This is a genomic window from Corynebacterium doosanense CAU 212 = DSM 45436, from assembly GCF_000767055.1.
GTDB lineage: Bacteria > Actinomycetota > Actinomycetes > Mycobacteriales > Mycobacteriaceae > Corynebacterium > Corynebacterium doosanense.
In genome coordinates, this window is sequence record NZ_CP006764.1 from 1,162,225 (window position 1) to 1,186,751 (window position 24,527).

Here is a 24,527-nt window from a genome sequence, read left to right on the forward strand (position 1 = left end):
TCAGTCCCTCCTGGGCGGGAACATGCCGTCCGGGCGATCGCCCGACCAGCTCAACAGTGAGACCTTCGAACCCGTATCGGCGGAACCCGAGCCGCAACCCTCCGAGGAACAGGCCTCCGGCGCACCCATCCCCAGGTCGGGGAACTGGTCCATGGCCTTCGCCGGGTCCTGGCTGTTGTACATGTCTAGGGTGGCGATACCCCGCGGGGTCTCCGGCGACGCGGTGGGGATGACGTAGCGGTCGTCGTACTTGGCCACCGCGAGCAGCTTGTACATCTCCTCGATCTTGCGACCGGTCATGCCCACCGCCTCGGCGATGGACTCCTGCGGCTCGTTGCCCAGGTTGATGTCACGCATGTAGGAGCGCATGGCCACCAGGCGCCGCAGCGACCTTTCGACGGGCGCGGTATCGCCGGCCGTGAACAGCCCGGCCAGGTACTCCAGGGGGATGCGCATGTTCGACAGCGCCGAGAACAGCACCTTGTGATCCTCGCCGTCCGCGCCCGAGGCGGTCACCTCATCGACGACCGGCGACAGCGGCGGGATGTACCAGACCATCGGCAGGGTGCGGTACTCCGGGTGCAGCGGCAGGGCGACCTCGTACTTGAAGATGAGGTCGTGCAGCGGGGACTGCTGGGCAGCCTCGATCCAGGACGGCGGGATGCCCGCGGCCTCGGCCTGGCGTTGGATCTCCGGGTCGTGAGGGTCGAGGAAGACACCCTTCTGCGCCTCATAGAGGTCCTGCGGGTCCTCGGTGGCGGCAGCCGCGGCCACTTTGTCGGCGTCGTAAAGCAGGACGCCGAGGTAACGCAGCCTGCCGACGCAGGTTTCGGAGCAGACCGTGGGTTGGCCGACCTCGATACGCGGGTAACACAGCGTGCACTTCTCGGCCTTGCCGGACTTGTGGTTGAAGTAGACCTTCTTGTACGGGCAGCCCGAGACACACATGCGCCAGCCGCGGCAGCGGTCCTGGTCGACGAGGACGATGCCGTCCTCCGCGCGCTTGTAGATCGCCCCGGACGGGCACGACGAGGCACACGTCGGATTGAGGCAGTGCTCGCAGATGCGCGGGAGGTAGAACATGAAGGCGTCCTCGATCTCCTTGCGCACCTTGAGGTTCGCCGCCCGCAGCACGGGATCCTCGTCGATGGTCTCCTGCGCGCCACCGAGGTTGTCGTCCCAGTTGGAGGACCACGAGATCTTGTCGATGGGCCGGCCGTCCAGCTGCGACACCGGGCGCGCCGTGGGCTGGGTCTTCTGGCCCTTCGGTGCCGAGAGCAGCTTGTCGTACTCGTAGGTCCACGGCTCGTAGTAGTCGTTGATGCTGGGCAGCTTGGGGTTGTGGAAGAGCGTCATGAGCTTCTTCACCCGGCCACCCGCGCGGGGCTTGAGCTTGCCGGAGGCGGTGCGCACCCAGCCGCCCTCCCACTTGTCCTGGTCCTCCCAGCCACGCGGGTAACCGACGCCGGGGCGGGTCTCCACGTTGTTGAACCAGATGTACTCCATACCCTGGCGGTTGGTCCACGCCTGCTTGCACGTCACCGAGCACGTATGGCAGCCGATGCACTTGTCCAGGTTCATGATCATCCCGATCTGGGCCATGATTCTCATCTAGAACTCCACCTCCTGGGAGCGGCGACGAATGCGGGTCACTTCGTCGCGGTTGTTACCGGTCGGGCCGATGTAGTTGAAGCCGTAGGTCAGATGGCCGTAGCCACCCGCCACATGAATGGGTTTGATCATGATCTGCGTCAACGAGTTGTGCGTTCCGCCGCGGCGGCCGGTGTGTTCGTTGAGCGGCGTACCGACGGTGCGTTCCTGCGCATGGTTCATGATCACCGTTCCCTCGGGAATGCGGTGCGAGACAATCGCCCTCGCCGAAACCACGCCGTTGCGGTTGTAGGCCTCCACCCAGTCGTTGTCCCGGACGCCGACCTTCGCCGCGTCCTTGTCCGACATCCAGATGACCTGCCCACCGCGCGAGATCGACAGCACATGCAGGTTGTCGAAGTACTGCGAGTGGATCGACCACTTGTTGTGGGTGGTGAGATACCGCACCGTCACCTCCGGGGACTCGCCGTCGTAGAACTCACCCGGGCTGATCTCCCCGTTGAGGCGGCGTTTGTCCAGCGGCGGGCGGTAGATCGGCAGCGCCTCGCCGTAATCCAGGTACCAGTCGTGGTCGAGGTAGTAGTGCATGCGGCCGGACAGCGTGTGGAAGGGTTTCTCGAACTCCACGTTGATGGAGAACGCCGTGTACCTCCTGCCACCACGCTTGTCACCGGTCCACTCCGGGGAGGTGAGCACCTCCACCGGGCGCTCCTTGATCATGTCCCAGTTGATGCGGTCCGACTCCCGGCCGGCGACCAGCGGCATCATGTCGACGCCCACCCGGTTGCCCTGGTTGCGGAAGCCCTCGACAGCAACCTCGCCGTTGGACACCCCCGAGAGGTGCAGCACCATCTCGATGGCCTTGACATCCGTGTCGATACGCGGGCGGCCGTTCTCACCCAGGCCGTTGATCTTGCCCAGCTCCTCGACCTGCTTGGCCACGTTGTACGGCGTGCCGTGCACGCCCGTGCCCAGCTTCTCCGTCAGCGGACCCACATGGTTCCACTTCTCGAACACCCGGGTGTAGTCCCGCTCGACGGGGATGAGCTTGGCCATGTTCTTACCCGGCTGCAGGCCCTCGGCGGCGAGGTCGGGGACGACGCCGTTGGGCATGTTGATCTCATCCGGCGAGTCGTGGCCCAGGGGAGCGGCAATGACGTCGCGCTGCGTGCCCAGCCAACGCACCGCCATCTGCGAGAACGCATTGGCAAGGTCGCGGAACACCTGGTAGTCCGTGCGCGCCTCCCACGGCGGGTTGATCGCCGCGTTGAAGGAGTGGATGAAGGGGTGCATGTCCGTGGTGGACAGATCGTGTTTCTCGTACCACGTCGCCGCCGGCAGGACGATGTCGGAGACCAGGGTCGTCGAGGTGTTGCGGAAGTCCGTGGTCATCATGAGGTCGAGCTTTCCCTCGGGTGCCTCGTCGACCCAGCGGATCGACTTCGGCCGCTCCCCGGGCTCGAGCTCCTTCGCCGTCGCGTCCGAGTCGATGCCCAGCATGTGACGCAGGAAGAACTCCGTGCCCTTCGCCGAGGAACCCATGAGGTTGGTGCGCCAGTTGAGCAGGATGCGCGGCCAGTTCTCCGGCGAATCCGGATCCTCCGCGGCGAACTTCATGTTGCCGCTCTCCAGCTCCGCGACGATGTAGTCCTTGACGTCCATCCCCGCCTGCTCCGCCTGCTCGCTGAGCAGCAGCGGGTTGCGGTTGAACTGCGGGTACGACGGCATCCAGCCACGTTTCATCGACTCGATGAGCGTGTCCGCGGTCATCTTGTCGCCGATGGCGCCACGGTTGGCCAGCGGGGAGCCCAGGCGCGACGCCCGGGTGTTGTCGTAGCGCCACTGACTGGTGGTGAGGTAGTAGAAGCCGGTGGTGATCATCTGGCGCGCCGGGCGCTGCCAGTCCAGGGCGAAGGCGTACTGAGACCAGCCGTTCATCGGCCGCAGCTTCTCCTGGCCGACGTAGTGGGCCCAGCCGCCACCGTTGACACCCTGGGTGCCACACATCGACGTCAGCGCGAGGAACGTGCGGTAGATGGCGTCGGCGTGGAAATAGTGGTTAACGCCAGCGCCCATGATGATCTGCGAGCGACCCTGCGAGTCCGCCGCGTTCTGCGCGAACTCGCGGGCGATGCGGATGGCCGCGTTCGCCGGGACGCCGGTGAGCGCCTCCTGCCACGCCGGGGTGCCGGGCTCCTCCGCGTCGAAGAAGTCCCGCGGCCACGAACCCGGCAGGTTCAGCTCCGGGCGGTTGACGCCGTAGTGCGCGAGCATGATGTCGAACACGGTGGTGACGAGGCGGCCGTTGACCTCACGGACGGGCACGCCGCGGTGCACGACACCCGCGCCGATGGGTCCGTCACCGTTATCGACGGCGTCGAGGTCGAAACGGGGGAAGAGTACCTCGGCGGTGCGGAAGCCGTCGGTCTCGGCGATGGAGAGCACCGGATCAACGCCGTCGAGGCGGAGGTTCCACTTACCGACGCCGTCCTTGCCGAAGTGGTCCGCGGCGGTGCCTCCGGGGTCGACGACTCGGCCGTCCTCCTCCATGACCAGCAGGCGGTGGGTGGCGTTCTCCGTCGATGCGAGGGCCTCATCGTCGTGGTTGGAGGCGGTGTAGAACTTACCCGGTGTGAAGGTGGCGTCGTCACGCGGATCCAGCTCGACGAGGAACGCGGAATCCGTGAAGCGGCGCATGTAGTTGAGGAAGTAGGGCTCGGCCTTGCCGATATGGAACTCCGACAGGATGACGTGGCCCATGGAGAAGGCGAGCGCGGCGTCGGTGCCCGGGTCGATGCGCAGCCACTCGTCGGCGTGCACGGTGTTGTCGGCGAAGTCGGGGGAGACGACGACGACCTTCGTGCCCTTGTAGCGCGCCTCGACCATGAAGTGCGCGTCCGGGGTGCGGGTGACGGGGATGTTGGAACCCCACATCATGAGGTAGGAGGAGTTGTACCAGTCGCCGGACTCCGGGACGTCGGTCTGGTCACCGAAGGTCTGCGGGGAGGCGGGCGGCAGATCGGCGTACCAGTCGTAGAAGGACAGAGCGACACCGCCGATCATCTGCAGGAAACGGGTGCCGGCGCCGTAGGAGATCTGCGACATCGCCGGGATCACGGTGAAGCCGGCGATACGGTCCGGGCCCCACTGGCGGATGGTGTAGACGTGGGCCGCCGCAGCCATCTCGATCGCCTCGGTGTAGCTGACACGGACCAGGCCACCCTTGCCGCGCTGCGAGACGTACGCGTCCTGCTTCTCCGGGTCCTCTTGGATGGAGCGCCAGGCCAGGACCGGGTCGCCGTGCTCCTGCTTCGCCGCCCGGAACATGTCCAGGAGCACACCACGCACGTAGGGGTAGCGGATGCGGGTCGGCGAGTAGGTGTACCAGGAGAAGGACGCGCCACGCGGGCAGCCGCGGGGCTCGTAGTCCGGCATGTCCGGGCCCGTCGTCGGGTAGTCGACGGCCTGCGACTCCCAGGTGATCACGCCATCCTTGACGTAGACCTTCCACGAGCAGGAACCGGTGCAGTTGACGCCGTGGGTGGAGCGCACCATCTTGTCGAAGGACCAGCGGTTGCGGTAGAACACATCGGCGTCGCGTCCGCCGGTGAGGAAGAGCTGCTGGCCGCTTTCGGTCATCTCGCCGCGGCGGACGTAGTTGCCGAGTTTGAACAGGGGATTAGTCATGGTGACTCCTTAACCCGGGAAGGGGGCGTTGGGACGGGCGTAGTAGATCCAGGCGAGGACGGCGGCGGCGGCGAAGAACACCACGGCTCCCCAGAAGAAGACGGTGGGGGTGATCATCGACAGAAGGATGCCGACGATGAACGGGCCGAACGCTCCCATCGCACCGGTCCAACCGATCACCCCGCCGGCCTGGCGCTTGGGCAGGATCATGGGCATCTGCTTGAAGGAGCCCGCGTTGACCAGGCCCGAGAAGAAGGCCATGACCAGCATCGTGCCCATGAACCACCAGAACTGGTTGACACTGTCCGGGGTGAGGAAGAAGGTGGCCACCGCGGTCATCACGGCCATGCCGACCAGCCCGACGAAGGTGAACACGGCGCCACCGAACTTGTCACACAGCGGGCCCGCAAGCGCACGGACGCCCGCGCCCACCAGCGGGAAAAGGAAGGCCCACGTTGCGCCCTTGACCAGATCCCCGGCCGCGGTATCGGCGGCGAGGGCGGAGCTGGCGCCGTAGGTGTTGTTGATGAGCAGACCCAGCTGCGCGGAGAACCCGGCGAAGGCGCCGAAACCCGCGAGGTAGATCACCGTCATGATCCAGGTGTTCTTGTTGCCGAAGATGTCGATCTGCTGGCGGAAGTTCGCCGTCACCGGGACATCCTTGAGGAAGATCCACGCAATGACCGCCATGAGGATCGCCCACGGGATGAAGAAGATCGCCGGGTTGAAGATGAAGATCTCCTGCCCCGCGTCGACGCCGCGCTGCGGAGCCAGGAAACCGATGCCCAGCAGCGAGAAGCCCATGAGCCACGGGGCGGTGAGCTGGACAAAGGACATGCCCAGGTTGGACAGGCCGGCCTGCAGACCCAGGGCGGTGCCCGCCTGCGCCTTGGGGAAGAAGTAACCCGTCGACGGCATGAAGCCGGAGAAGACGCCGCCGCCGATACCGGCCATGAAGGACAGTGTGAGCAGGACCCAGTACGGAGTCTGCGTGTTCTGCACCGCCACGAACCAGCCGGCCAGCGGGATGACGAACAGGAGCGACGACAGGGAGACGAGCCTGCGGGTGCCCATGATGGCCGGCAGGAACATGAACACGAGGCGGAACAGTCCGGTCGCCAGGCCCGGGATGGCGGTGAGCCAGTAGAGCTGGGCCGGCGTGAGGCCGAAGCCGATCTGGTTGAGCATCGGCGCAATGGCCGAGACGAGGTACCAGGTGCAGAAACCGAGGAAGAGCGTGATCGTGGAGATCACCAGGGTGCTCCAGGCGATCTTGGCGTCCCACTTGTCGGGATCTTCCGGATCCCACCCGTGGAGGACTCTCTGGGAAGTGTCGAGCGTGGTCAAGGTGGTCCTCCTTGTGCTGGCGCCCCGAGGGCGCCGGGATCCGGTTGTGATGAGGGCCTGAGACCCTCGGCCATTAATAACGGCTGTAGCTTCATTTAATCGGACCTATGCAAGAATGTCCATTTAAACCCGGGTAATTCCGCAGATAATAACGCAACATAGATGTTGCGAAAAGCGCTGGTGAGACGATGTTGCAGGCCCCGACGGTGGTTGTCTCGTCACCAACAAGCCCACGAAAGGACTACACGGTGCACACAGCACAAGTAATCGTCGTTTCCGACCGCGTCTGCGGCGGAGAGCGACGCGACACGGCGGGTGCTGCCGCCGTCGATACTCTTCGACGGGCCGGCCTCCGCTGCGCCGATCCACTCGTCATCGCCGAAGGGGTGGAACCCCTCCGCGGCCGACTGGTCGAAGCCATCGCCGAGGGGGTGCAGGTGGTGCTCACGCTCGGCGGGACCGGCATCGGCACCAACAACGTCACCCCCGACGTGTCGATGGAGCTTATCGACGCCCGGCTCACCGGCTTGGAGATGCAGATCCTCATCGAGGGCCTGAAGTCGACGCCCCGCGCGGGGCTGTCGAGGGGCATCGTCGGGGTCACGGCGAGGGGCGGCGAGGGCACGCTCATCGCCAACGCCCCCCACAGCGTCGGCGGGGTGGCCGACTGCCTGGGGGTTCTGGTGCCGCTGCTGCCGGTGATCTTCGAGAAGTTTTAATGCCGGGTTAGCTCGGCCGCGGAGAGTTTCTTGATGGGATGACGGCTGCGTCGGGGTGGGCCGCCGCCGGGCGGAACCCAGACGGGGAGGCCGTTGATGCGCTCGATGCGGCCGTTTCTTGGTTTTTCCGGGTCGTCGTCGTTTCTGCCGTTGTGGAGCCGACACAGTTTGGCCATGTTGACGACATTGGTGGGGCCGCCGTTCTTGAAGGCGATGATGTGGTGGTCGCTGGAGGAGTCCGCGGAGGTGGTGCATCCCGGCCACTCGCAGAGGATGGATTCTGCGCTGGCCAGCAGGCGCTGTTTTGCGGACGGCAGGCGGCTGGCCTGGTACGCGTTCACCGGGCCGGTGAGGGGGTCGTAGAGGCCCACGAGGTGATGGTCGCTCATGAGCCGGGCGATGAGCTCCGCGCCGGTGAGGATGGTGCCGTCGGTGAGCGCGAAGATGGATTCCGAACCCTCGTGGCGGAGCAGTTTCGCCCAGTCGGGAAGCCCGATGACCACCATCGGGGTGAGGATCTCCTGCGGCGTACCGTCGCCGGACATCAGGGCGTCGTACATCGCCTGCTCGTAGGTCATGCCGTCGACACGCAGCGCCGACGCCTTCTTTTCCAGCCCCCGGAGGAACGCCACCATCTCACGCTCCGGGCCGGTGACGGAGATGGTGCGGCAACCTGCGGCGTCGGTGTTCTTGCCGCCCTTGAGCGATCGACGGGGGCGGGCGTCGAAGTCCTGCGCCTGGTTGTGCCGGCGGACGATGTCGGCGGCGGCCCGGTCTATGTCATCGACGGTCCCGGTGAGGGCGCAGAGTTCGGTGCGTACGGCCCATTCGTCGATGCCGTCGGCGAGTTTGCGCAGGTGCCGCTCGATGAGGACGAGCGCATCGACGGGCATCGACGACTCGACGGCCGTGTCCCGGGCGAGGCGTTGCTTCCGGGTGTTCTTCGTCGGCCCCCAGTAGACACGCGCGGTCTGGAGAAGCCGCCCCGCGGTCGAGGCGGAGATGAGGGTGCCGGCAAGTTCGGGGACGGACAGCTCGGAGAGGCCCTGGAGGAAAGCTATCCCCTGGGCCTGGCTCTCGCGCCACGTGTCCACAATGTTCATGGGCCAGACGGTAGCCAGCGCGCCGGTAGAGAGCGAGGGAGCCCTGTGGACAACCCGCGGAACGTGACGGCTGCGGCTAGTTGTCCACAGCGACGTCGCCGTAGCCGGTCAACTCGTCGAGGGTGTCGTAGTCTCGCTCCGCACCCGTGCCCGGGATTGTGGCCACCGGGACGTCGTCGAAGAGGGATTTCGCCGCCCGGTCCACCACGGAATCAAGGCTGCCCAGCACCCGGTGCAGCTCTGCGGTCTTCCACACGGCACACAGGGGCTGGCCCTCGACGGCGGCCACGGAGACCGACGCGTCGAGGGCGGCGACGAGCGGGGGGATGAGGGACGCGGAGTCGGGGGCGTCGACGGCGAGGACGGCGGTGTGCGTCGACGCGCCGGGCTGCAGCGCGAGGAGGCCCGCGTTGATCGCGGCGACCGGCCCGGCGAAGGGCGGATTTTCGGCGACGAGGGTCACCCCGGGGCGCAGCGTGATCGGCCGGGAGGAGACGACGGCGACCCGGCCGGCCCCGTCGAGGGAGTCGAGGAGCACGTCGATGAGCCGTCGCCCATCGACGGTGACCTGGGCCTTGTCCCGCCCGCCCATGCGGGACCCGCGCCCGCCGGCGAGGATGATGACGTCGACGCTCACCGCGACCAGTCCCCGGAACGCCCGCCGGACTTGGCGGTGATGCGTGCGTCGCGGATGTAGGCGGTGCGGTCGACGCCTTTGACCATGTCGATGACGGCGAGCGCCGCGACGGTGACGGCGGTGAGTGCCTCCATCTCCACGCCGGTGCGGTCGGCGGTGCGGACGGTGGCCTCGATGGCGACGTGGTCCTCGGCCAGCGTGAGTTCGACGGAGGCGCCGTGCACGCCGATGGTGTGGGCCAGCGGCAGCAGCTCGGGGACGCGTTTGGCGGCGGAGATGCCGGCGATGCGCGCGACGGCGAGGACGTCGCCCTTGGGGACGGTGCCGTCGCGTAGCGCGGCGAGGATGTCGGGGGAGCAGGCCACCTCTCCCTTCGCGGTGGCGGCGCGGACGGTGGGGGTCTTTTCGGTGACGTCGACCATGTAGGCGGAGCCGCGGTCGTTGAGGTGGGTGAATTTCACGGTGGGAACCGCCTTCTAGTTTCGGGTGAGGATGATGTCGATGGTGTCGCCGCCGGCGATCACGGCCAGGCCGTCGGTACCGGCGAGGGAGGCGACCAGGTGCGAGGAGCCGCGGGAATGGAAGGGCTCGGCGGTGATCTCGCCGTCGAGGGTCAGCCGGACCGGCACGATCCGGGTGACGCCGCCCGCGGCGGGAAACGTATCGACGCCCCCGGCCAGCCGCACCCGCGACACCGGCCGGGTATCCCCGGCGAGCCTCCGCAGCACGGGCGCCACGAAGAGGTGGAAGGAGACGAAGGCGGCGACGGGGTTGCCGGGCAGGCAGAGCAGCGGCCGACCGTTCCACAGCCCGGCGCCCTGGGGTGAGCCGGGTCTCATGGCCACGGAGCCGAACCACATGTCATGGCCCGAGGTGACGGCCTTGACCACGTCGAAGGCGCCCGTCGATACGCCGCCGGAGGTGACAACCACATCGGCGGCGGTCGCGGCCTCGTCGAGCACGGTGCGGAAGTCGCCGTCGCGGTCCGAGGCGTGCAGCTGCAGCACGTCGGCGGCGCCGTTGGCGCGGGCCAGCGCGGCGAGCATGGGCAGGTTGGAGTCGGGGATATGGCCCTCGGCGAGCGGCTGGCCGGCGGGGATGAGCTCGTCGCCGGAGGAGATGACGGCGACGCGGGGGCGGGGATGGGTGTGTACCTCGGTGACACCTGCGGAGATGAGCGCGGCCAGCGCGCCGGCGTCGATGGGCGAGCCGGCGGCGAGGACAACATCGCCGGGGGAGGAGTTGTCCCCGCGGGGGCGGATGTGGCTGCGCCCGGAAAACGCGGGCGCGCGGACGGTGGCGGGCAGCGGGCCGGGGCCGGCGGGGTGGTCGGTGTCCTCGACGGGGATGACACAGTCACCGTCGGGCCCGATCGGGGCACCGGTCATGATGCGGGCGGCCTCACCGGGTCCGAGGCGGACGGGGTGACCGCCGGCGGGGACATCGGCGACCACGCGCAGCTCACCGGGCAGGTCGGCACGGTGGGCGAGGAAACCGTCCATGGCGGAGTTGTCGAAGGGCGGCACGGCCAGGCGCGCGACGGCATCGACGGCCAGCGCAAATCCCGTTTCCGGGGGCATCGACCGGGCGGGCAGCGGGGAGACGAGCGAGGTGACAAAGGCCACGTGCTCGGCGATGGATCGGGGCACGGCCACTATCCGCCGATGGCGGACATGGGGCGGTCCGGCTGGAGGAACCCGGGATCGTCGATGCCGTGGCCGGGTTTCTTGCGCCACATCGCGGCGGCCCAAAGGGCGCCGATCTCGTCGTCGGAGGCCCCGGAGCGCAGGAGCTCGCGCAGCGAGACCTCGTCGCCGGCGGCGGAGAACAGGCAGCTGCGGATCGCCCCGTCGGTGGTCAGGCGGGTGCGGTCGCAGTCGCCGCAGAACGGGTGGGAGACCGAGGCGATGACGCCGACCTCGCCGGAACGGGTGCCGTCGGTGACGTTCCACAGCGCGGCGGGGGCGGAACCGCGGGGCTTATCGACGGGCGAGAGCTCAAATTCCTCCGCCAAAGCATCAAGAATGTCCTGCGCCGTGATCATCTCCGCACGTTTCCACTGCGAGGGCGGTCCGAGCGGCATCTGTTCGATGAACCGCAGCTGCGCGCCGCGTTCCAGGCAGAACCTGGCCAGGTCACCGATGGAGTGGTCGTTGATCCCGGGCATGATCACGGCGTTGACCTTGACGGGGGAGAGGCCGGCGGCGACCGCCGCGTCGATGGCGGCGATGGCGTCCGTCACCCGGTCGCGCCGGGTCAGGCGGGCGTAGAGCTCAGGGTCGACGGTGTCCAGGGAGATGTTCACCCGGTCCAGCCCCGCGTCCTTCAGGGCGTGCACCCGCCGGGCGAGGCCCATGCCGTTGGTGGTCATGGCCAGCTGGGGGGCCCTGCCCTCGTCGGTGCGCAGCCCCTTCGCCGCGGCGATGATCTTCTCCAGGGACTTGCGCAGGAGGGGCTCGCCGCCGGTGAAGCGGATCTGGCGGATGCCCAGTTTCTCCACGGCGATGGCGAGCAGGCGGATGGTCTCGTCGTCGTCGAGTGTCTGTTCCGTGGGCAGCCAGTCGAGTCCCTCGGCCGGCATGCAGTAGGTGCAGCGCAGGTTGCACCGGTCGGTGAGGCTGACACGCAAGTCGCGGGCGACGCGGCCGTAGGTGTCGGCCAGGGTTCTCGTCCCGTCCGCTGCGGCGGCGGGCAGGTCGGCCGGGAGCGCGGAGCTGCCCGGCATCGTCAGGGTCAGGGGAACGACAGTTTTACTCATTGCCACTTCATCGTAGCTGCTTCGATTCTCCGGGCCCCCGGAGCTTCACTATCTCGAGTTCGTCCCCGGCGAGATGCGAGCGCAGATCCTTCTTGTCGAACTTGTCCACGGAGGTCTTGTCGATGTGGTCGACGAACGACCAGTACTCGGGGACCATCCAGTTGGGCAGCTGCGAGCGCACGGTTGCCCGGATCGCCTCGGCGGTCTCGGCGGTGGGCGGGACGCCGTCGTGAAGCACGGTGACGGCGAGGGGGCGCTCACCCCATTTCTTGTCGGGCATGCCGATCACCGCGCATTCGACGACCTCGTCGGCCTCCATGATGACGTTCTCCAGCTGGGCGGAGTAGATCCACTCGCCGCCCGAGCGGATGACGTCCCGCGCGCGGTCAGAGATGACCAGGAAGCCGTCGGAGGTGACCGAGCCGACGTCGCCGGTGCGCAGCCATCCGTCGGCGGTGAACTTCTCGTCCCCGCCGGAGCCGTCGGGGATGTTCTCGCCGCGGAACTCGTCGACGGCGTCGGAGCGCAGGTAGGAGGCGGCGACGAGGTTGCCGCGCACCTGGATTTCCCCCTGGTTCCGGTCGGTGGAGGCGACCACTGCGCCGTCGTGCACCACGCGGTACTCCAGCGAGGGGGCGAAGCGGCCCTGTGAGCTGCGGTAGACCATGCGTGCCTCGCCCGAGGCCCCGGAGGGCGGCCGAGCAACGGTGCCCACGGTGGAGGTCTCCGTCATGCCCCAGACGTGCACGATGTCCACGCCGTAGCGCTCCTCCCAGATCTTGATGAGCGATGGCGACGCCGGGGAGCCGCCCACGTAGATCTCCGTGAGCGACATGCGCGAGGGTGGTTCGTGCAGGTAGTGCACCATGAGCTGGGTCCACAGCGAGGGCACGCCGTGGGCGACACGCGGGTGGGTCGCCTCGATGATCTTGGCCAGGGTGGGGGCGGAGACGTCGGCGTCGGGAAGCACGAGCGGAGTGCCCGACATAAACGCCGCGAAGGGGATTCCCCAGCTGAGCACGTGATAGATGGGCACGCCGCAGAGGAAGGTCTCGCCGTGGGTCACGGCCAGCGAGTCCGTCGTGCGCAGCGACATGGCCTGCAGATACACCGAGCGCTGCGAGTACGCGACACCCTTCGGCGGGCCCGTCGTGCCGGTGGAGTAGCAGATCGCGGCGGCCGCGTGTTCGTCCTGGGCGGGCCAGTCGAGGGCGGTGGAACGGTCGTCGAGAAGCGCCTCATAGGAGTGCACCGGAACCCCGGCGATCTCCGCGGGGACGTCGCCGGTGCCGATGACGGCTACGGCGCGTATCGACGGCGTATCCACCAGCACCTGCTCCAACTGACCGAGGAGGCGGAGATCAGCGACGATGACCTCGATCTCTGCGTGGCGGATGATGTGGCTGATCTGGTCGTTCATCAGCTGCTTGTTCAGCGGGGTGAACACCGCCTCCATGGCGCTGACCCCGAACATCACCTCGAGGTGCTCCGCGCAGTTGTACATGAAGGAGCCGACGCGCTGGTCCCCGGTGATTCCCAGATCATCGCGCAGTGCGTGGGCCAGGGCGGCGGCGCGGGCGGCGATCTCGCGGAACGTCGTGGTCTGCGGGCCGTCGACGGACCAGGTGGTCACCACCGTGTTGCCGTGGACGGTTGCCCCGTAGTCGAGAATCCGGGCAATCGACAAGGGGATGTCCTGCATCGTCGAAAGCATGCGTCCCACTCTAGCCTCCCCCTCGGGCCGGATCGACGGGGCCGGTGCGCTACACTTGTCCGCGATCGACGATGACGCCGCGTCGCACGCCCCGAAGAAATCCCGGGTGTCGACGTCACCGGCCCTCGGTCGCCCGCATTCCTCTTCTCCCTCGCCACACGTGACGTGTCGCCCGTGGAGAGAGACATCATTGAACCCAACGCTTCCCCGCGCGCTGCACCCAGGCACGCCGTGTCGAGCTGTGCTGACACCCATCGCCGGCGGCGAAGCAACGAAAGGAAATCCGTGAGCGAAACGGACAACAGGGACCTGAGCACCCTCAAGCTGCCGGAACTGCGCAAGCTTGCAGCGGAGAAAGGTCTCAAGGGGGTCTCCGCCCTGCGCAAGGGCGAGCTGATCACCGCCATCCAGACCGGATCCGTCCCCGCCAAGGCCCGGGAGGCCGCTGCGGCGGCCGCCGCGGCCGCCGAGGATGAGCGTCCCGCAGAGCGCTCCGCCGAGCGGGCGCCGGAACAGCCCTCCGGTCAGGAGAACCGCCCCTCCACCTCGGAGGACAACGACGAGCGTTATGTCGAGTCCCGCTCGCAGGCACGTCGCGCCCGGCGCAACCGCGCCCGCCAGAACGAGGACGGCGAGGGACGTCGGGATCAGGACCAGGATCGGGGCCAGGATTCTGAGCAGCAGCAGCAGAACCAGAACCAGGACCAGGGTTCGGACAACCGGGACCGCGACAGGGACCGGGACCGCACCAGCAACAACCGTAACCACCAGCAGAATCGCCAGGGTGACGACGACGAGCAGGGTGGCGGTGGGCGCCGCGGGCGACGCAACCGCCGCAACCGGCGAAATCGCGGTGGTGACGGCCAGGGCGACAACCAGAACCAGGGACAGAACCAGAACCACCACCAGAACCAGAACCAGGGTCAGCAGCAGCACGCCGACCAGAACGACCAGCTCCAGGACGTCGCCGGCATCCTCGACGTGGTCGACGCCAACGCCGCGTTCCTGCGCACGACCGGTTACAAGGCCGGCCAGGCGGACCTGTTTGTCAACAACAACCTGGTCAAGCGCTACGACCTGCGCTCCGGTGACGCCATCACCGGCCAGGTGAAGATGAACGGTGGCGCCCAGACCCACGGCAACGGCCGCAACCGCAAGAAGTACAACGCGCTGACCCGGGTGGACACGATCAACGGCATGAACCCGGAGGAGTCCAGGCGTCGACCGGAGTTCCACAAACTCACTCCGCTGTATCCGAACCAGCGCCTGCGCCTGGAGACGGAGCCGAACATCCTCACCACGCGTGTCATCGACCTGGTCATGCCCATCGGCAAGGGCCAGCGCGCGCTCATCGTCTCCCCGCCGAAGGCCGGTAAGACGACGATCATGCAGAACATCGCCAACGCGATCTCCCGCAACAACCCGGAATGCCACCTCATGGTCGTGCTCGTCGACGAGCGTCCCGAGGAGGTCACGGACATGCAGCGTTCCGTCAACGGCGAGGTCATCGCCTCGACGTTCGACCGCCCGCCGTCCGAGCACACCGCCGTCGCGGAGTTGGCCATCGAGCGAGCCAAGCGTCTGGTGGAGATGGGCAAGGACGTTGTCGTCTTGCTCGACTCCATCACCCGCCTGGGCCGCGCGTACAACAACTCCTCGCCCGCGTCCGGCCGCATCCTCTCCGGTGGCGTGGACTCCAACGCGCTCTACCCGCCGAAACGTTTCCTCGGCGCCGCGCGCAACATCGAGAACGGTGGTTCGCTGACCATCATCGCCACGGCAATGGTGGAGACGGGTTCCGCCGGCGACACGGTCATCTTCGAGGAGTTCAAGGGCACCGGCAACGCCGAGCTCAAGCTCGACCGCAAGATCTCCGAGCGCCGTGTCTTCCCGGCCGTCGACGTCAATCCGTCGGGCACCCGTAAGGACGAGCTGCTGATCGTCCCGGAGGAGGCGCGCATCATGCACAAGCTGCGCCGCATCCTCGCTGCGCTGGACTCGCAGCAGGCTATCGACCTACTGATCAAGCAGCTGAAGAAGACCAAGACCAACGGTGAATTCCTCATGCAGGTCGCCTCCAGCGCGCCGATGGCCGCCGACGAGGACACCGAGGAGTACAGCTAATGGCCAAGGACGTTTCCCTCGTCGACGACGTCGTCTCCGAGTACCAGGGCATCGAGGCCCAGATGGCCGACCCGGAGACCACGGGCGACCAGACGCTGTTCCGCAAGCTCTCCAAGCGCTACGCGGAGCTGCAGCCGATCATCAACGCCAACGCCGCGCTGGAGACGGCGCGCGGTGACCTCGAGGCCGCCCGCGAGATGGCCTACGAGGACTACGAGTTCGCCGAAGAGGCCAAGCGCCTCGAGGTCGAGGTCGTGGACCTGGAGGAGAAGCTCGCCGATCTGCTCGCCCCCCGCGACGAGCAGGACAGCGAGGACATCATCATGGAGATCAAGGCCGGTGCGGGCGGCGAGGAGGCCGCGCTGTTCGCCGGCGATCTCGCCCGGATGTACCAGCGTTTCGTGGAGAAGAACGGCTTCACCTGGAACGTGCTCGACGCCGCGGAGTCCGATCTCGGCGGCGTGAAGGACATGACCGTGTCCATCAAGTCGAAGACCCCGTCCCGCGACGGCGCCTGGAGCGTGTTCAAGTTCGAGGGCGGCGTGCACCGGGTCCAGCGTGTTCCCGTGACGGAGTCGCAGGGACGCATCCAGACCTCGGCCGCCGGCGTATTTGTCTTCCCCGAGCCGGACGAGCTGGAGAGTGTGGACATCGACGAGAAGGACATCCGCGTCGACGTCTACCGTTCCTCCGGCAAGGGCGGCCAGGGCGTGAACACCACGGACTCCGCGGTGCGCCTGACCCACCTGCCCACGGGCCTGGTGGTGACCTGCCAGAACGAACGCTCGCAGATCCAGAACAAGGCGCGTGCCATGCAGGTGCTGCAGGCGCGGTTGGACCAGATGGAGCGCGACAAGGTGGACGCGGAGGCGGCCGAGGGCCGCGCAGCCCAGGTGCGCACTATGGACCGCTCCGAGCGCATCCGCACCTACAACTGGCCGGAGAACCGCATCTCCGACCACCGCATCAACTACAAGTCCAACAATCTCGACGCCGTGCTCAACGGCCAGATGGACGAACTGCTCACGGCGCTGCGTGCGGCCGAACGCGCGGAGCGCCTCGAGTCCGAATGATGCTGCGCCAGGCACTCGCCGACGCCGCAGCCCGGCTCGCCGCGGCCGGCGTCGACTCCCCGGATGTCGACGCCCGGCTCATCGCCGCGCACCTGGCCGGCACCGGCCCGCTGGGCCTCGACCTGCGCGGCGACGTTCCCGCAGGCTTCTGGGATCTGCTCGCCCGCCGCGAGGCCCGCGAGCCCCTGCAGCACGTGCTCGGCACGGCCCCCTTCGGCCACCTCGACATCGCGGTCGGCCCCGGGGTGTTCATCCCGCGGCCGGAGACCGAGGTGCTGGCGGACTGGGCGGTGAAAAAATTATCGCTTATCGACGCCGCCTCCCCGGTGGTCGTCGATCTCTGCACCGGCAGTGGAGCGATAGCCCAGTACATCGCCTCGCTGGTTCCGGCGGCCCGGGTGACGGGCGTCGAGAAGCAAGCCCCTGCTCTTGACTACGCGAGGCGCAATGCGCCTGCCGTGACTGTTGTGCAGGGAGATGTCACCGAGGCGATTCTTCCCGAGCTCGCCGGCACGGTGGATCTGGTGGTGAGCAACCCGCCCTACGTCCCCGAGGACGCGGGCCTGCAGCCCGAGGTCTACGCGGACCCGCACGTGGCGGTTTTTGCCGGGCAGGACGGGATGGAGGTCATAGTCAAGATGACACCCTTGATTTACCGGCTACTCAAGCCGGGTGGCCTCGTCGGCATCGAACACGACGACACCACCTCCGACGCGGTCCAGGCCACGTTGCGGGACGCGGGATTCACGGATGTGGCGCCCCTGCGCGACCTCAGTGGCCGTGCCCGGTTTGTCACCGCACGTAAGGTGACATGAGAGAAACAACGAGTAAAGGATGAGCCAGTGAGCAAGATCTACTCCTGCGCCGAAGCCCAGGGCCGCGAGGCCGGGCTGCGCCAGGCCACCGACGCGGTGAAGGCGGGTCGACTCGTCGTCCTGCCCACCGACACGGTGTACGGCCTGGGTTGCGACGCCTTCGACAACGACGCCGTCGCTAACCTCCTGGCCACCAAACAGCGCGGCCGCGACATGCCGGTCCCGGTGCTCGTGGGCTCCTGGGACACCATCCAGGGCCTGGTGCGCGAGTTCACGCCGACCGCGCAGACACTCGTGGAGGCCTTCTGGCCCGGCGGGCTCTCCATCGTCGTCCCCGAGGCGCCGTCGCTGCCGTGGAACCTGGGGGACACCCGGGGCACGGTCATGCTGCGCATGCCGCTGCAGCCCGTGGCCATCGAACTGCTGCGCCAGGTGGGGCCGATGGCCGTGTCCTCGGCCAACATCTCCGGCCAGCCCGCTCCGACGACCGTCACCGAGGCGAGGGACCAGCTTGGCCGAGCCGTGTCCGTGTACCTCGACGGGGGAGAGGCCAGCGTCGGGGAGCCCTCCTCGATCATCGACATCTCGGGACGCACCCCGAAACTGCTGCGGGAGGGCGCGCTGAGCGCCGAGCGTATCGGGGAGGTCCTCGGGATCGATCCGCAGGAACTGCGGTAGATGGCCGCCGTCGGGCTGCCCCTGCGGGAGCTGCTGCTCACCATCCTCGTCGCCGCCGCGATCACCTATCTCGTCACCGGGATGGTCAGGTCCGCGGCGGTGCGGTCGGGGAAGGTCGCGGAGATCCGGCTGCGGGACGTGCACACGCAGCCGACCCCGCGGCTGGGAGGCCTGGCGATGTTCGCCGGATTCCTCTCGGCCGTGCTGCTGGCCTCCCAGCTTCCGGCGCTGACCCGGGGTTTCATGCCGGTCACCCCGGAGATGACGGCCGTGCTCTGGGCCGCCGCGGCGATTGTCTTTGTGGGGGTCATCGACGACCTCATCGAGCTCGGCGCGGTGGTGAAGCTCACCGGGCAGATCGTCGCCGCGCTCGTGATGAGCCTGCTGGGGCTCTCGTGGACACTGCTCTACGTCCCCCTCGGGGAGGGCACCACCCTGGTGCTGGACCAGGTGTGGTCGACCATCGTCACCACCGTCTTCGCCGTGCTGCTCATGAACGCCATAAACTTTGTCGACGGCCTCGACGGCCTGGCCGCAGGCCTGGGGATGATCGCCGGCGGGGCGATCCTCGTGTTCTCACTCACTGTCCTGCACGACCAGGGCGGGGCCGTCAGCGCGTACCCGCCGGCCATTATCGCCGCCGGCCTGGTGGGCATGTGCGCCGGCTTCCTGCCGCACAACTTCGAACCCTCGCGCATCTTCATGGGGGATTCCGGCTCCATGCTCATCGGGCTGCTGCTGGCCGCGTCGGCGACCTCGGCGTCGGGCAAGATCAACATGTCCCTCTACGGCACCGCCGACATGATCGCGCTGCTCAGCCCCATCATCGTGGTCATCGCCGCGGTGTTTGTCCCGGTGCTGGATCTGCTGCTCGCGGTCTTCCGCCGGGTGTCCAAGGGCCAGAGCCCGTTCCAGGCGGACCGCCTGCACATCCACCACCGGCTGCTCGCGCTCGGCCACACCCATCGGCGCACCGTGCTGGTGCTCTACCTGTGGGTCTCGGCCGTGGCGTTCGGCGCGGTGAGCTTCTCCGTGATCCCGGCGCACCTGGCCACGCCACTGGCGGTCGGGGCGATCGCCCTCGCCGCCGTGGTGACGGTGGTCCCGCTGGCCAGGCGCGGTTCCGTTTCCGCCCTGCGGTAGGCTTCCCGCTCGTGACTTCCGAATACTCTGAATACGAGGACCACACCCGCCCGCTCAACCGCGCGCTGAAGTACGGCACGGGAGCACTCGCGGTGATCACCGTGGTGTCCCTCGCGTTGTGGGGCTGGCAGCGAGAGCTGCCCGGCATCTGGGGGGTGCTGCTCGGAGCCGCCGTGGGTGGCAGTTTCGTGCTGCTGACGGTGCTCAGCGTCCGGTTGACGGCCCACTCGGACCCGACGACATCGATGGCCGTGATCCTGGGGAGCTGGCTGGTGAAGATCGTCGTCTTCATCATCGTCTTTTTCCTTCTCGACGGCCTCACCTTCTACGACCGCACGGCCTTCGTGGTCACCGTCATTCTCGCGCTCGTCACGGTGCTGGCCACCGAGGTGTGGGGGATCGTCACCACGAACGTCACGTTCACCAGCTGACGGTGACCGGTTGTCCCGGGCAATTCCCCTAATTAGGGGGTAGGTGACCTACCTAACAACCACCTGTCACCAGCGTTAATCATCGGGCGTCCCTGCTGGGGGACGCCTTTTCTGCGGGCGCGTCCCGGGACAATTACACCCGTGGCACTAACTGGGCGCGTGGGACTGATAGGCTCTTACCCGGGTTACCGCGGCCTTAGGTTGCTGTGGATTCCCTTGTCACCGTCGTCGCTGATGTGCGACGGAGTCCGCGACGGTGGCAGTGAGTTTTAAGACGTCCATCGCACCGAGCAGGGCACTCGCCCTGTCGGCCCGAGAACGGGAGAGAACGCTGAGCGTTACCACTATGGCCATGAGGGGCGAATTCCACGCACCCGAACTGGACCCAGAATTTTTTCCCGGGGAATACTATGGGCACTTCCTGTTGCATGATTTTGCCAACGGGTGGTTCCAACTTGATCGCCTCATGCTCGTCCGCCTGCTCATGGCGGCCGTGCTGCTGATCATCTTCGCACTGGCCTTCCGGAACCCCAAGGTGGTTCCGTCCGGCCTGCAGAACGTCGTCGAGATCGCGCTGGACTTCGTCCGCGTGAACATCGCGGAGGACATCCTGGGCAAGAAGGAGGGGCGCCGGTTTCTTCCGATCCTGGCCACCATCTTCTTCACCGTCCTGTTCATGAACATTCCGACGATCATTCCTGGCCTGAACATCTCGCCCAACGCACGTATCGGCATGCCGATCGTGCTCGCGATCGCGGGATACATCGCCATGATCTACGCGGGGTCGAAGCGTTACGGCTTCGGCAAGTACGTGAAGTCCTCCATCGTGATTCCGAATCTCCCCCCGGCACTGCACTTTCTTGTCGTGCCGATCGAGTTCTTCTCGACGTTCATCCTGCGTCCGGTCACCCTGGCTCTTCGTCTCATGGCGAACTTCCTGGCTGGCCACATCATTCTGGTTCTGCTCTTTTCTGCCACGAACTTCTTCTTCTGGCAGCTCAACGGCTGGACCGCAATGGCGGGCGTCACCTCGCTCGCCGCGATCCTGTTCACCGTCTACGAGTGCATCATCATCTTCCTGCAGGCATACATCTTTGCCCTGCTGGTCGCGGTGTACATCGAATTGTCGTTGCACGCGGACTCGCACTGACGCAGAGCACGCGGACCTCGCGGTCACATAAATAGAAAACCCCACATCATCACATCGCCCACCACCGGGCACCTAGAAAGGGACACACCTTCATGAACGAGATCATCCTGGCTCAGGCCGCAGACGAATCCACCATCTCCGGTCTGGGCGCCATCGGCTACGGCATCGCCACCATCGGCCCGGGCCTGGGCATCGGCATCCTGGTCGGCAAGACCGTCGAGGGCATGGCTCGCCAGCCCGAGATGGCCGGCCAGCTGCGTACCACCATGTTCCTGGGTATCGCCTTCGTTGAGGCCCTCGCCCTCATCGGCCTCGTCGCCGGCTTCCTGTTCTAATCCTCGAGCGGAACCAAACCCTGAGGGTCGCGACTCCGCGGCCCTCGAATGAAACTGGAGAATCATGACGAACGTCATTCATTTGCTTGCGGCTGAGGCTGAGCAACTGCCCCTGGAGGGCGGAAACTCCATCCTCCTGCCCAAGACGTACGACATCGTCTGGTCCCTCATTCCGTTCCTGGTCATCCTGTTTGTCTTCTGGAAGTTCATTCTTCCGAGGTTCCAGGAGGTCCTGACTGAGCGTGAGGACCGGATCAAGGGTGGCATCCAACGAGCAGAGGCCGCACAGGCCGAGGCCAAGGCCGCACTTGAGAAGTACAACGCACAGCTCGCCGAGGCTCGCACCGAGGCAGCCGAGATCCGCGAACAGGCCCGTGAGAAGGGCAAGCAGATCGAGGCAGAGCACCGACTGGCCGGTGAGGCGGAGCAGAAGCGCATCATCGAGTCCGGTGAGCGCCAGCTCTCCGCATCCCGCGACCGCGTCGTCGGTGAGCTGCGTTCCGAGCTCGGACAGAACTCGATCAACATCGCCGAGAAGCTTCTCGGCGCTGAACTCTCGGACTCCACCAGGCGTTCCGGGACGATCGACAACTTCCTGTCCGAGCTGGACAAGGTCGACTCTGTGGCCCCGGCCGGAAAGTGAGCGACATGCACGCAGCAAGCCGCGAGGCACTCACCCGGGTAGGCGACTTCCTGGACCGCACGATCCAGGCGGACAACTCCGTCACCGTCGCCGCCCAGACCGGCATGGAGCTCTTCGAGGTCGTGGACATCCTCGACAACGAGCGCTCACTGCGTGTCGCCATCGCCGATTCGTCGGTTGATGCGAGCCAGCGTGCGGGCATCGTCGACAAGCTTTTCGGCGGCAAGATCGCCGAACCCACCTTGTCGGTTCTCAAGGAGGCCGCGGCGACCAACTGGTCGACCCCGCGCGACCTCCGGAACGGGCTGATCACGCTCGGTCGGCGCGCTCTCCTGCGCGGCGCCGAGTCCCAGGGTCAGCTCGTGCAGGTCGAGGAGGAACTCTTCGAGGTCTCCCGCACCCTCGTTCGCGAGGGCAAGCTCACGCAGCTGCTCTCTGACCGGAACGCGGCCTCGAGCCAGCGGCGTGGGCTTCTGGCCAGCGTGCTGTACGGGAAGGTCACCATGTTCACCGAGGCGCTCGCGCTGCAGGCGATCGGCCGTCCCGAGAACAACCCCATCGACGACATCTCGGGGATCTCCTCCCAGGCGGCGCAGCTGCGTGGCCGGAGCGTCGCCCGGGTCGTCACCGCCGCAGAACTGAACGAGGACCAGCAGGCGAAGCTCGCCGAGAAGCTGGGCAAGATTTACGGTCGCGAGATGACCGTCCATACCGAGGTTGACCCCAGCCTTCTCGGTGGGGCAGTCATTCGCGTGGGCGATGAGGTCATCGACGGTTCCACCCGGAACAAGCTTGACCGCATGCGCGCCGCGCTCGCCTGAGACGACCTTTGGACTGAACATTAATGCTGGAACAACAAACCGAGAGCAGGAACAACATGGCGGAGCTGACGATCTCCTCCGATGAGATCCGTAGCGCGATTGCGAACTACACCTCGAGCTACTCCGCGGAGGCCTCCCGTGAGGAGGTCGGCGTGGTTATTTCGGCAGCGGACGGTATTGCCCAGGTTTCGGGCCTTCCTTCCGCTATGTCGAACGAGCTGCTCGAGTTTCCGAACGGCGTCATCGGCGTCGCTCAGAACCTTGACACGGATACCATCGGCACCGTTATCCTGGGCAACTTCGAGAGCATCACCGAAGGCCAGGAAGTAAAGAGAACCGGAGAGGTTCTCTCCATTCCCGTGGGCGAGGACTTCCTCGGCCGCGTCATCAACCCGCTGGGTCAGCCGATCGACGGCCTCGGCGCCATCGAGTCCACCGAAGAGCGTGCCCTGGAACTCCAGGCCGCCGGTGTGCTCGATCGCCAGCCCGTCGAGGAGCCGATGCAGACCGGCATCAAGGCCATCGACGCCATGACGCCGATCGGCCGCGGCCAGCGCCAGCTGATCATCGGTGACCGCAAGACCGGCAAGACCGCCGTGTGTGTGGACACCATCCTCAACCAGCGCGAGGCCTGGCAGTCCGGCGACGTGAACAAGCAGGTGCGTTGCATCTACGTCGCCATCGGCCAGAAGGGCTCCACCATCGCCGGCGTCCGCCGGACCCTCGAGGAGCACGGCGCCCTGGAGTACACCACCATCGTGGCTGCTCCCGCCTCCGACTCCGCCGGCTTCAAGTGGCTCGCACCGTTCGCCGGTGCCGCTCTCGGCCAGCACTGGATGTACCAGGGCAAGCACGTCCTGGTCATCTACGATGATCTCACCAAGCAGGCCGAGGCCTACCGCGCCATCTCCCTGCTGCTGCGCCGCCCGCCGGGCCGCGAGGCCTACCCGGGCGACGTGTTCTACCTGCACTCCCGCCTGCTGGAGCGCGCCGCCAAGCTCAACGACGAGCTCGGCGCCGGCTCGCTGACGGCCCTGCCGATCATCGAGACCAAGGGCAACGACGTGGGTGCGTTCATCCCCACCAACGTCATCTCCATCACCGACGGCCAGTGCTTCCTGCAGTCTGACCTGTTCAACCAGGGCCAGCGCCCGGCTATCGACGTGGGCGTGTCCGTCTCCCGCGTCGGTGGCGCAGCGCAGACCAAGGGCATGAAGAAGGTCGCCGGTAACCTGCGACTCTCCCTCGCGTCCTACCGCGACCTGGAGTCCTTCGCGACCTTCGCCTCTGACCTGGACCCCGTGTCCAAGCGCCAGCTGAGCCGTGGCGAGCGCCTCATGGAGCTGCTCAAGCAGAACGAGAACTCGCCGCAGCCGGTCGAGTACCAGATGATCTCCATCTTCCTCGCGGAAGAGGGCGGCTTCGATATTGTTCCGGTTGAGGACGTTCGTCGATATGAGGCCGAGGTACAGGAGCACCTCCGTGCCACCTCGCCGGGCATCTACGAGCAGATCGCCGGCGGCCAGGCACTCTCCGACGAGTCCAAGGACGCTATCCGCAAGGGCAACGAGGATTTCGCGAAGTCGTTCACCACCTCCGAAGGGGGCAGCCTGTTCAACAACAACGCCGCCTCCCAGGACGAAGTGAACCGCACCGAGCTCTCTGTCTCCCGCAAGACCAGCAAGAAGGACTAGTCGGTAGCTACTACCGTCCACGAGTCTGAAGAAGGGAGGACAGT

The 24,527-nt window shown here is 66.8% G+C and carries 21 protein-coding genes; 12 read left to right on the top strand and 9 right to left on the bottom strand.

The features are described 5' to 3' along the window. The 3 genes from narH to CDOO_RS05740 are packed head-to-tail and all read right to left on the bottom strand — an operon-like array spanning position 1 to position 6,645. A complete protein-coding gene (gene narH / locus CDOO_RS05730; RefSeq protein ID WP_018022197.1) occupies positions 1 to 1,611 on the bottom strand; it encodes a nitrate reductase subunit beta in 1,611 nt (536 codons plus the stop codon). After that, a complete protein-coding gene (locus CDOO_RS05735; RefSeq protein ID WP_018022196.1) occupies positions 1,612 to 5,298 on the bottom strand; it encodes a nitrate reductase subunit alpha in 3,687 nt (1,228 codons plus the stop codon). 9 nt (positions 5,299 to 5,307) lie between these two features. Continuing rightward, on the bottom strand, positions 5,308 to 6,645 hold the full coding sequence (locus tag CDOO_RS05740) for an MFS transporter (RefSeq protein WP_018022195.1): 1,338 nt from the start codon (positions 6,643 to 6,645) through the stop codon (positions 5,308 to 5,310). A 248-nt stretch (positions 6,646 to 6,893) separates the two neighbouring features. Here CDOO_RS05740 and CDOO_RS05745 point away from each other — a divergent pair, with 248 nt between their 5' ends. Continuing rightward, positions 6,894 to 7,364, top strand: a complete 471-nt coding sequence (locus CDOO_RS05745) for a molybdopterin-binding protein (protein ID WP_026159403.1) — start codon at positions 6,894 to 6,896, stop codon at positions 7,362 to 7,364. On the opposite strand, the gene CDOO_RS05750 is transcribed toward CDOO_RS05745, so the two are convergent. The 6 genes from CDOO_RS05750 to CDOO_RS05775 all read right to left on the bottom strand — a co-directional run bounded on the left by CDOO_RS05750 (position 7,361) and on the right by CDOO_RS05775 (position 13,576). Beyond that, entirely contained in the window at positions 7,361 to 8,467 is a 1,107-nt protein-coding gene (locus CDOO_RS05750; protein WP_018022193.1) for an HNH endonuclease signature motif containing protein, read from the bottom strand. The genes CDOO_RS05745 and CDOO_RS05750 overlap by 4 nt on opposite strands. 76 nt (positions 8,468 to 8,543) lie before the next feature. Beyond that, positions 8,544 to 9,104, bottom strand: coding sequence for a molybdenum cofactor guanylyltransferase (gene mobA / locus CDOO_RS05755; protein WP_018022192.1), 561 nt, complete (start codon positions 9,102 to 9,104; stop codon positions 8,544 to 8,546). Next, positions 9,101 to 9,565, bottom strand: a complete 465-nt coding sequence (gene moaC / locus CDOO_RS05760; protein ID WP_018022191.1) for a cyclic pyranopterin monophosphate synthase MoaC — start codon at positions 9,563 to 9,565, stop codon at positions 9,101 to 9,103. Before moaC ends, mobA begins: the two co-directional genes overlap by 4 nt. A 15-nt stretch (positions 9,566 to 9,580) precedes the next feature. Next, positions 9,581 to 10,753, bottom strand: coding sequence for a molybdopterin molybdotransferase MoeA (locus CDOO_RS05765; protein ID WP_245616248.1), 1,173 nt, complete (start codon positions 10,751 to 10,753; stop codon positions 9,581 to 9,583). A 5-nt stretch (positions 10,754 to 10,758) separates the two neighbouring features. Continuing rightward, the gene (moaA, locus tag CDOO_RS05770) at positions 10,759 to 11,862 is read right to left on the bottom strand and encodes a GTP 3',8-cyclase MoaA (RefSeq protein WP_018022189.1); all 1,104 of its coding nucleotides are present in this window, start codon (positions 11,860 to 11,862) and stop codon (positions 10,759 to 10,761) included. Between the two features lie 7 nt (positions 11,863 to 11,869). Further along, positions 11,870 to 13,576, bottom strand: coding sequence for a long-chain fatty-acid--CoA ligase (locus tag CDOO_RS05775; protein ID WP_018022188.1), 1,707 nt, complete (start codon positions 13,574 to 13,576; stop codon positions 11,870 to 11,872). Between the two features lie 285 nt (positions 13,577 to 13,861). On the opposite strand from CDOO_RS05775, the gene rho reads away from it, so the two are divergent. The 11 genes from rho to atpA all read left to right on the top strand — a co-directional run bounded on the left by rho (position 13,862) and on the right by atpA (position 24,483). After that, complete coding sequence (gene rho / locus CDOO_RS05780; protein ID WP_018022187.1) at positions 13,862 to 15,700, top strand: transcription termination factor Rho; 1,839 nt, start codon at positions 13,862 to 13,864, stop codon at positions 15,698 to 15,700. Further along, positions 15,700 to 16,773, top strand: a complete 1,074-nt coding sequence (prfA, locus tag CDOO_RS05785) for a peptide chain release factor 1 (protein WP_018022186.1) — start codon at positions 15,700 to 15,702, stop codon at positions 16,771 to 16,773. Before rho ends, prfA begins: the two co-directional genes overlap by 1 nt. Then, positions 16,770 to 17,588, top strand: a complete 819-nt coding sequence (prmC, locus tag CDOO_RS05790; RefSeq protein ID WP_018022185.1) for a peptide chain release factor N(5)-glutamine methyltransferase — start codon at positions 16,770 to 16,772, stop codon at positions 17,586 to 17,588. The genes prfA and prmC overlap by 4 nt, the downstream gene beginning before the upstream one ends. Before the next feature lie 27 nt (positions 17,589 to 17,615). Beyond that, positions 17,616 to 18,266, top strand: a complete 651-nt coding sequence (locus tag CDOO_RS05795; RefSeq protein ID WP_018022184.1) for an L-threonylcarbamoyladenylate synthase — start codon at positions 17,616 to 17,618, stop codon at positions 18,264 to 18,266. Then, positions 18,267 to 19,409, top strand: a complete 1,143-nt coding sequence (locus tag CDOO_RS05800; RefSeq protein WP_018022183.1) for an MraY family glycosyltransferase — start codon at positions 18,267 to 18,269, stop codon at positions 19,407 to 19,409. Between the two features lie 11 nt (positions 19,410 to 19,420). Next, on the top strand, positions 19,421 to 19,840 hold the full coding sequence (locus CDOO_RS05805; RefSeq protein ID WP_018022182.1) for a Cg1360 family ATP-synthase-associated protein: 420 nt from the start codon (positions 19,421 to 19,423) through the stop codon (positions 19,838 to 19,840). 352 nt (positions 19,841 to 20,192) lie between these two features. Beyond that, positions 20,193 to 20,990 carry a F0F1 ATP synthase subunit A gene (gene atpB / locus CDOO_RS05810; protein WP_026159401.1) on the top strand — a complete coding sequence of 266 codons (798 nt, stop codon included), beginning with the start codon at positions 20,193 to 20,195 and terminating at the stop codon, positions 20,988 to 20,990. A gap of 92 nt (positions 20,991 to 21,082) precedes the next feature. After that, positions 21,083 to 21,325, top strand: coding sequence for an ATP synthase F0 subunit C (locus CDOO_RS05815; protein ID WP_018022180.1), 243 nt, complete (start codon positions 21,083 to 21,085; stop codon positions 21,323 to 21,325). A 64-nt stretch (positions 21,326 to 21,389) separates the two neighbouring features. Further along, complete coding sequence (locus CDOO_RS05820; protein WP_018022179.1) at positions 21,390 to 21,968, top strand: F0F1 ATP synthase subunit B; 579 nt, start codon at positions 21,390 to 21,392, stop codon at positions 21,966 to 21,968. 5 nt (positions 21,969 to 21,973) lie between these two features. After that, positions 21,974 to 22,789 (top strand): F0F1 ATP synthase subunit delta, encoded by an 816-nt coding sequence (locus CDOO_RS05825; RefSeq protein ID WP_018022178.1) that lies wholly within the window; start codon positions 21,974 to 21,976, stop codon positions 22,787 to 22,789. A 23-nt stretch (positions 22,790 to 22,812) separates the two neighbouring features. Continuing rightward, on the top strand, positions 22,813 to 24,483 hold the full coding sequence (gene atpA, locus CDOO_RS05830; protein WP_081610362.1) for a F0F1 ATP synthase subunit alpha: 1,671 nt from the start codon (positions 22,813 to 22,815) through the stop codon (positions 24,481 to 24,483). Positions 24,484 to 24,527 lie beyond the last annotated feature (44 nt).

Coding starts and splice junctions, on each gene's coding strand:
- narH (WP_018022197.1), bottom strand. CDS start 1,611: ATGAGAATCATGGCCCAGATCGGGATGATCATGAACCTGGACAAGTGC.
- CDOO_RS05735 (WP_018022196.1), bottom strand. CDS start 5,298: ATGACTAATCCCCTGTTCAAACTCGGCAACTACGTCCGCCGCGGCGAG.
- CDOO_RS05750 (WP_018022193.1), bottom strand. CDS start 8,467: ATGAACATTGTGGACACGTGGCGCGAGAGCCAGGCCCAGGGGATAGCT.
- moaA (WP_018022189.1), bottom strand. CDS start 11,862: ATGAGTAAAACTGTCGTTCCCCTGACCCTGACGATGCCGGGCAGCTCC.
- CDOO_RS05775 (WP_018022188.1), bottom strand. CDS start 13,576: ATGCTTTCGACGATGCAGGACATCCCCTTGTCGATTGCCCGGATTCTC.
- prfA (WP_018022186.1), top strand. CDS start 15,700: ATGGCCAAGGACGTTTCCCTCGTCGACGACGTCGTCTCCGAGTACCAG.
- prmC (WP_018022185.1), top strand. CDS start 16,770: ATGATGCTGCGCCAGGCACTCGCCGACGCCGCAGCCCGGCTCGCCGCG.
- CDOO_RS05800 (WP_018022183.1), top strand. CDS start 18,267: ATGGCCGCCGTCGGGCTGCCCCTGCGGGAGCTGCTGCTCACCATCCTC.
- atpB (WP_026159401.1), top strand. CDS start 20,193: ATGAGGGGCGAATTCCACGCACCCGAACTGGACCCAGAATTTTTTCCC.
- CDOO_RS05815 (WP_018022180.1), top strand. CDS start 21,083: ATGAACGAGATCATCCTGGCTCAGGCCGCAGACGAATCCACCATCTCC.
- CDOO_RS05820 (WP_018022179.1), top strand. CDS start 21,390: ATGACGAACGTCATTCATTTGCTTGCGGCTGAGGCTGAGCAACTGCCC.
- CDOO_RS05825 (WP_018022178.1), top strand. CDS start 21,974: ATGCACGCAGCAAGCCGCGAGGCACTCACCCGGGTAGGCGACTTCCTG.
- atpA (WP_081610362.1), top strand. CDS start 22,813: ATGCTGGAACAACAAACCGAGAGCAGGAACAACATGGCGGAGCTGACG.